We start from the raw sequence: 4,880 nt of genomic DNA, 5'->3' as shown, positions 1-4,880 counted from the left end.
GTGGTGAAAGTGGTCTGCGGAAAGTTGGTTTATGCGGCATTCACCCCTTAACGCAGCGTTATAACACAGAATCAACTTCTTGCCCAAAAGGGTCAGTTGAACTATTATTTGTACGTTATTTTGTACTAACTGGAGTTCAATATGAGTCGTATTCATTTCGATCAAGATATTCAGCCTTTGTCTGAGTTTCGTGCCGGTGTAGCTTCATACATCAAACAAATCAATGAGACTCGTCGTCCATTGGTTATTACGCAACGAGGCAAAGGCGTTGCTGTTGTTCTTGATGTTGCTGAGTATGAAGCAATGCAAGAGAAAATCGAGTTACTGGAAGAAATGCGCACAGCAGAAGCTCAGTTAGCTTCTGGTCTTGGTGTTTCCAATGATGATGCGCGTGCTCAAGTACTTGGGCGCATTAAAAAATGAAAGTAGTCTGGTCTCCATTAGCACTTCAGAAACTAGGTGATGCAGCGGAGTTTATTTCTTTGGATAATCCACCTGCAGCAGAGAGGTGGGTAAACGAAGTTTTTGATAAAACTGAACTACTTGGAAGTATGCCTGAAATGGGGCGGTTTGTTCCTGAAATGCCCCACACGAACTATCGTGAAATCATCTTTGGTCACTATCGTATTATCTACAGTTTAAGTCACGAAATCCGCGTACTAACGGTTCGTAATTGTCGTCAAATTTTATCGGAAGATGACGTGTAAAACTGTGTTATAACAAACTGTTCAAGAGGGATTCGCAACGCGTGGCATTTTTACTATGCGTTGAATTTAGTGGTTAAGGTGTTATGCGGCGGCTTCGGTATTGCGTTGCTCACCCCTTAACAGGGCGTTATTTTTTGGGCGTTATGTTTAATCACCAAAAATCAGTGGATTATGGTTTTTCTTTGTTCTCTCTGCTGATTGGTTTTGTGTTTGTCGGCAAGTTGGCTTCAGCGGGCGCTGTTTTCCGGACAATTATTCTTTGGCGCTGGAAATTCAGAGAATTGCCTCAATCAATTTTCGGGTAAGCGCGAGGTTAGGGCGGCTGGCTCAATCAGTATTTTGAACACAGGTTTTTGGGGCTTGAATTGCCGAAATTCATAGTCTGTTTTTCAACTCTATGAATCGTTTCAGTTTTTTAGGTCTTGGCTTTTGTTTGTGAATCAAAGCTGAGTTAATCTTGGTTTTGGTAAAACGTAAGTCATTGAAGCTTAAACATAACAAACGGTTCAAGAGGGACAGCCAACGCGTGGCATTTTTATTATGCGTTGGTTTTTTGTGGTTACGATGTTATGCGGAAGCTTTGTAATGGCGTTGGCTGCCCCTTAACCGGGCGTTAGGCGACGGGCAGGAAAGTTCTTTGTTCTCATCTTCTTAGTTTTCTTTGAGCATTCGTTTTTCTAAGTCGGCAACTCAACGTTGTCGGCTCAAATTCTTTAATCTCTTCTGCCGTAAAACATGCCAAAGTTCGTGGGTTGCCTCATTGGTTTTCACAGTCGGTTGGTTGTGAATTTCACTGGCTCAAAGTGTGGAGAGGGCAAGTTAATCGAGGTTTTCGTTCTCGCTTTACGTTTGCAGCTTTACGTTTCTGCTCCTCAAAAGCAACTTGAACACTGAAAGTCTGTATTTCGTGGTTGTCGAAATTTCGGCTGAAACATAGTGACATTTGTGGTTCTTGAATCACAAAAAATCAGTGGGTGTTTGGTTGCTTATTTGGTTTCGGGTAATCTGCTTTCAAAACCACTTAAACATCGGTGGGAAACTTCGCCTAACAAGGCGTTTAAGGCGGATTCACAACGCTTGGCGATTTCAATTCCAGTCAGGTTAAGTGTTTAAGGCACAATGGTTTAGGTTTGGTGGTTGGCGTTGTTCACCACTTAACGCGGCGTTATACCACTATGTGAGAAACTGAGTTTCTGCATACAAGAAAGTAGTTTACGATTCGGCTTTTTGAAGCGGTTCTATATATGTCATATGCAGTTAAAGCTGAAGCTCTTGCTAAAGCTATTCTAGTTCTTGTTGATGGTGGAGTTGATGATTCTCACTGTTATCGCAATTTAGTTGATAATTTGTATGCGTACCGTGTCGGTGCAGTAAATGGGACAGGTAAGTGGGATACAAGAAAGATAAAAGAGCAATGCCAATGGACAATCTCAGCTCGGAATAGCGACAAAGTTGAGAAAGAGCATGTTGTGCCCATGGCTGAGGTTGTGCGCATCTTACTATCGTTAACTAACCCCCAAGTCTCTGATGTATATGATGTTATCGACAAGTACTGTGTCTACTGTGTTGTCACGCCGAAAGAGCACAGTATTTTGAATGTAAAATACCAAAGAAAAATGCCATCAGAGTTCTGGGACAGTAACAGTGACTACTATATGGATGCTTGGGCAAGATACAAGTTGTCTAGTTTAGAGGTCGTATTTTAGTAGTGGTATAACAAACTGTTTAAGAGTGATTCGCAACGCGTGGCATTTTTACTATGCGTTGGTTTTAGTGATTAAGGTGGTATGCGGGAGCATCGGTATTGCGTTGCTCACACCTTAACAGGGCGTTAGTAGGTGACAGGAGGCTCAGGTGGAGCTCTATATAAATGGTAATGTTCCCCAAGTGGGTAAAGTTTGTGAGCAGTTTTTTCTTGAGCAAATCCAGTGTTCGCAAACTATCCATGATCAAGCGAATGTCGCGTATTTTCGTTTTGACTCCCAGTGGTTTCAGTTGTACTTCGATGGCATCAGTATCTTTTGGCGCGTCTGCGTTGAGCCAACAGAGCCAATAAATAGTGATTTTTCGTCTTACAGCTCATTAGTTAATTTCAGCGAAATTAAAGGTATTTATAGCCATGCCTTGACACGTATTGAACAGTTTTTGGATAGCGATATCATTTTTTTATCCCTTACTTTTGATAGTGGGGTGGTTCTAAAGTTTGAATATTTTAGTTTGGATGATTATACGAAAGTCACCTACTAACAAACTGTTCAAGAGGGATTCGCAACGCGTGGCATTTTCACTATGCGTTGGTTTTAGTGTTTAAGGTGTTATGCGGCGGATTTGGTATTGCGTTGCTCACCCCTTAACAGGGCGTTAGGTTTACGAAGAGAAAAGCGTAATTTCTGGGGGAAAAGATTTGGTGATGTCTCTAGCCATTCGTTTACGGCTTTCAGCAAATCAGCTTCGTCTGCCCAAATCATCAAGTTTCTTCAGCGGTTTCTCATGTCAATATTCGTGGGTTGCTTCATTGGGTTTTCGTGTTGTTCGGTTGAGAGTTTCGCTGGCATAAAGTTGCTTTGGTTTTCTCAATCGAATAAATGAGTTACTCGTTTTAAGCTGGTCACATTTGGCTACCAAATTGAGTGAAAGGTTTGGGTTGAATTTATCACAATGCGTTAGCCTAGTGATTCTTTGCCAAGTTAATGAATACGAAATAGTAATACCTAACAAAAAATTCAAGCCTGACTACCAACGCGTGGCTTCATCAGTTTCAATGAGTTTTTTGATTACGGTGCATTGCTGAAAATGGCATTGTGCGTTGGTAGCAGCTTAATTTGGCGTTATGTTTTCGGAGTATATTTGATGGACGTAGTTAATTTTTTAAAAAATAAGACACAAGAGTTCTGGTGGAAAGTAATTTCTTATTTAGTCTCTACTTTTGTGCTTGTACCAAATGTCGCAATGATGCTCTTTTTGGTTTATATGGCTGAATATGATTTTTTCTCGTATGACTTCTTCCTGGAAGGCGTATTTGGTATGAAGTGGTTCTTCTTGACGACTGTTCTATTTTTAATTGTGACGGCGTCAATCTTGTATTCACCCATGATTTTTTGGTTCCTATACAAGAAAAGAAATTTAACTATGTGGCCTCTATGGCTAATGTATGGTCTGTTGTTTGTCGGTTTTTGGGTTTACGCAGGCATATTGATTTATTCTGATGTAAACCCCGCTCGTGTAATTTTTGTTGCTGCAATATGTTTATTTGTAGCCATTCATGTGATTGTGTTGACTTGTTATTCTGCGAAAGCTCAATTTATATCAATGGCAGCGTTGATATTTGCGATTGTATATTCGTCATTAAATTATTCAGCTCAAGTGGCAGAGGTGGTCTCTATCGGGCTTAAAGCTTTTGGAGTTGGCGGAGATTTACCTATCGTTGTAAAAGGTGGAAAAAACGATTTTGAGGTGTCGGGTAAGCTTAAGCTGATCACTCCACAGAATATATACATGATTAATGAAAGTGGCTCCAATTTACTAGTCTATTCTCTTTCCCATGTTTCAAGCTACAGTATAAAAATAGAGTAAAACATAACAAACGCTTCAAGAGGGACAGCCAACGCGCGGCATTTTTACTATGCGTTGGCTTTTGTGGTTATGGTGTTATGCGGAAAGTTGTTAGTAGCGTTGGCTGCCCCTTAAGCGGGCGTTATATGTAAAGGGAGTTTCAATGAAGAGTTTTATCAAAGGGATTTTAGTTTATCTTGTTGTGATTTCGTTAGTTCTACTAATTTCTCGTAACTATTTTGATTACTTATCCACAATAGCCTTGGTTGACTACTTAGCATATAGCGGAGTTTTGCTGATTGTATTGGCAGGTATTACATTTGACGGTAACAATCCAGCTAACCAAGACTTTTTGTCATTAATGGTTCATCGTGAACTTGTGTCCCGAACCAATGACTTTCAAGACGAAAGTAATAAAGTAAGTTTTTCGGTTAATGTTGGATTGATAGGTATATTCTTACTTATTGCTAGTGGTTTAATAGTTTGGTTCGGTGGTGAGCAAAACATATAACAAGGCGTTTAAGAGGGATTCATGCCGCGTGGCATTTTTGGTTTGCAGAAATTTTTGTGGTGAAAGTGGTCTGCGTAAGGTTGGTTTATGCGGCATTCACCCCTTAACGC

The 4,880-nt window shown here is 40.5% G+C and carries 7 protein-coding genes and 1 pseudogene; all 8 read left to right on the top strand.

Features of this window, described 5'->3' with window-relative positions:
- The first annotated feature begins 141 nt into the window (after positions 1-141).
- On the top strand, positions 142-423 hold the full coding sequence (locus FC652_RS19250) for a type II toxin-antitoxin system Phd/YefM family antitoxin (protein WP_000086647.1): 282 nt from the start codon (positions 142-144) through the stop codon (positions 421-423).
- Positions 420-707 carry a type II toxin-antitoxin system RelE/ParE family toxin gene (locus tag FC652_RS19245; protein ID WP_005445239.1) on the top strand — a complete coding sequence of 96 codons (288 nt, stop codon included), beginning with the start codon at positions 420-422 and terminating at the stop codon, positions 705-707. The genes FC652_RS19250 and FC652_RS19245 overlap by 4 nt, the downstream gene beginning before the upstream one ends.
- 1,244 nt (positions 708-1,951) lie before the next feature.
- Positions 1,952-2,413 (top strand): hypothetical protein, encoded by a 462-nt coding sequence (locus FC652_RS19230; RefSeq protein WP_176299805.1) that lies wholly within the window; start codon positions 1,952-1,954, stop codon positions 2,411-2,413.
- A 148-nt stretch (positions 2,414-2,561) separates the two neighbouring features.
- On the top strand, positions 2,562-2,954 hold the full coding sequence (locus FC652_RS19220) for a hypothetical protein (protein ID WP_176299804.1): 393 nt from the start codon (positions 2,562-2,564) through the stop codon (positions 2,952-2,954).
- A pseudogene (locus FC652_RS19215) lies at positions 2,929-3,061 on the top strand (DUF3265 domain-containing protein). The gene FC652_RS19220 and the pseudogene FC652_RS19215 overlap by 26 nt, the downstream one beginning before the upstream one ends.
- Positions 3,062-3,557: 496 nt before the next feature.
- Positions 3,558-4,280, top strand: coding sequence for a hypothetical protein (locus FC652_RS19210; protein WP_176299803.1), 723 nt, complete (start codon positions 3,558-3,560; stop codon positions 4,278-4,280).
- A gap of 142 nt (positions 4,281-4,422) precedes the next feature.
- On the top strand, positions 4,423-4,770 hold the full coding sequence (locus tag FC652_RS19205) for a hypothetical protein (RefSeq protein ID WP_176299802.1): 348 nt from the start codon (positions 4,423-4,425) through the stop codon (positions 4,768-4,770).
- A partial coding sequence (locus FC652_RS19200) for a DUF3265 domain-containing protein (RefSeq protein ID WP_176299801.1) occupies positions 4,754-4,880 on the top strand: 127 nt, incomplete at its 3' end. The genes FC652_RS19205 and FC652_RS19200, both read left to right, overlap by 17 nt.

The sequence above is a fragment of the Vibrio sp. 05-20-BW147 genome (genome assembly GCF_013369385.1).
GTDB classification, from domain to species: domain Bacteria; phylum Pseudomonadota; class Gammaproteobacteria; order Enterobacterales; family Vibrionaceae; genus Vibrio; species Vibrio floridensis.
This window is presented reverse-complemented; position numbering and strand designations above follow the sequence as displayed.

Bases quoted from the DNA above. Each gene is read 5' to 3' on its own strand.
- FC652_RS19250 (WP_000086647.1), top strand. From the start codon at position 142: ATGAGTCGTATTCATTTCGATCAAGATATTCAGCCTTTGTCTGAGTTT.
- FC652_RS19245 (WP_005445239.1), top strand. From the start codon at position 420: ATGAAAGTAGTCTGGTCTCCATTAGCACTTCAGAAACTAGGTGATGCA.
- FC652_RS19230 (WP_176299805.1), top strand. From the start codon at position 1,952: ATGTCATATGCAGTTAAAGCTGAAGCTCTTGCTAAAGCTATTCTAGTT.
- FC652_RS19210 (WP_176299803.1), top strand. From the start codon at position 3,558: ATGGACGTAGTTAATTTTTTAAAAAATAAGACACAAGAGTTCTGGTGG.
- FC652_RS19205 (WP_176299802.1), top strand. From the start codon at position 4,423: ATGAAGAGTTTTATCAAAGGGATTTTAGTTTATCTTGTTGTGATTTCG.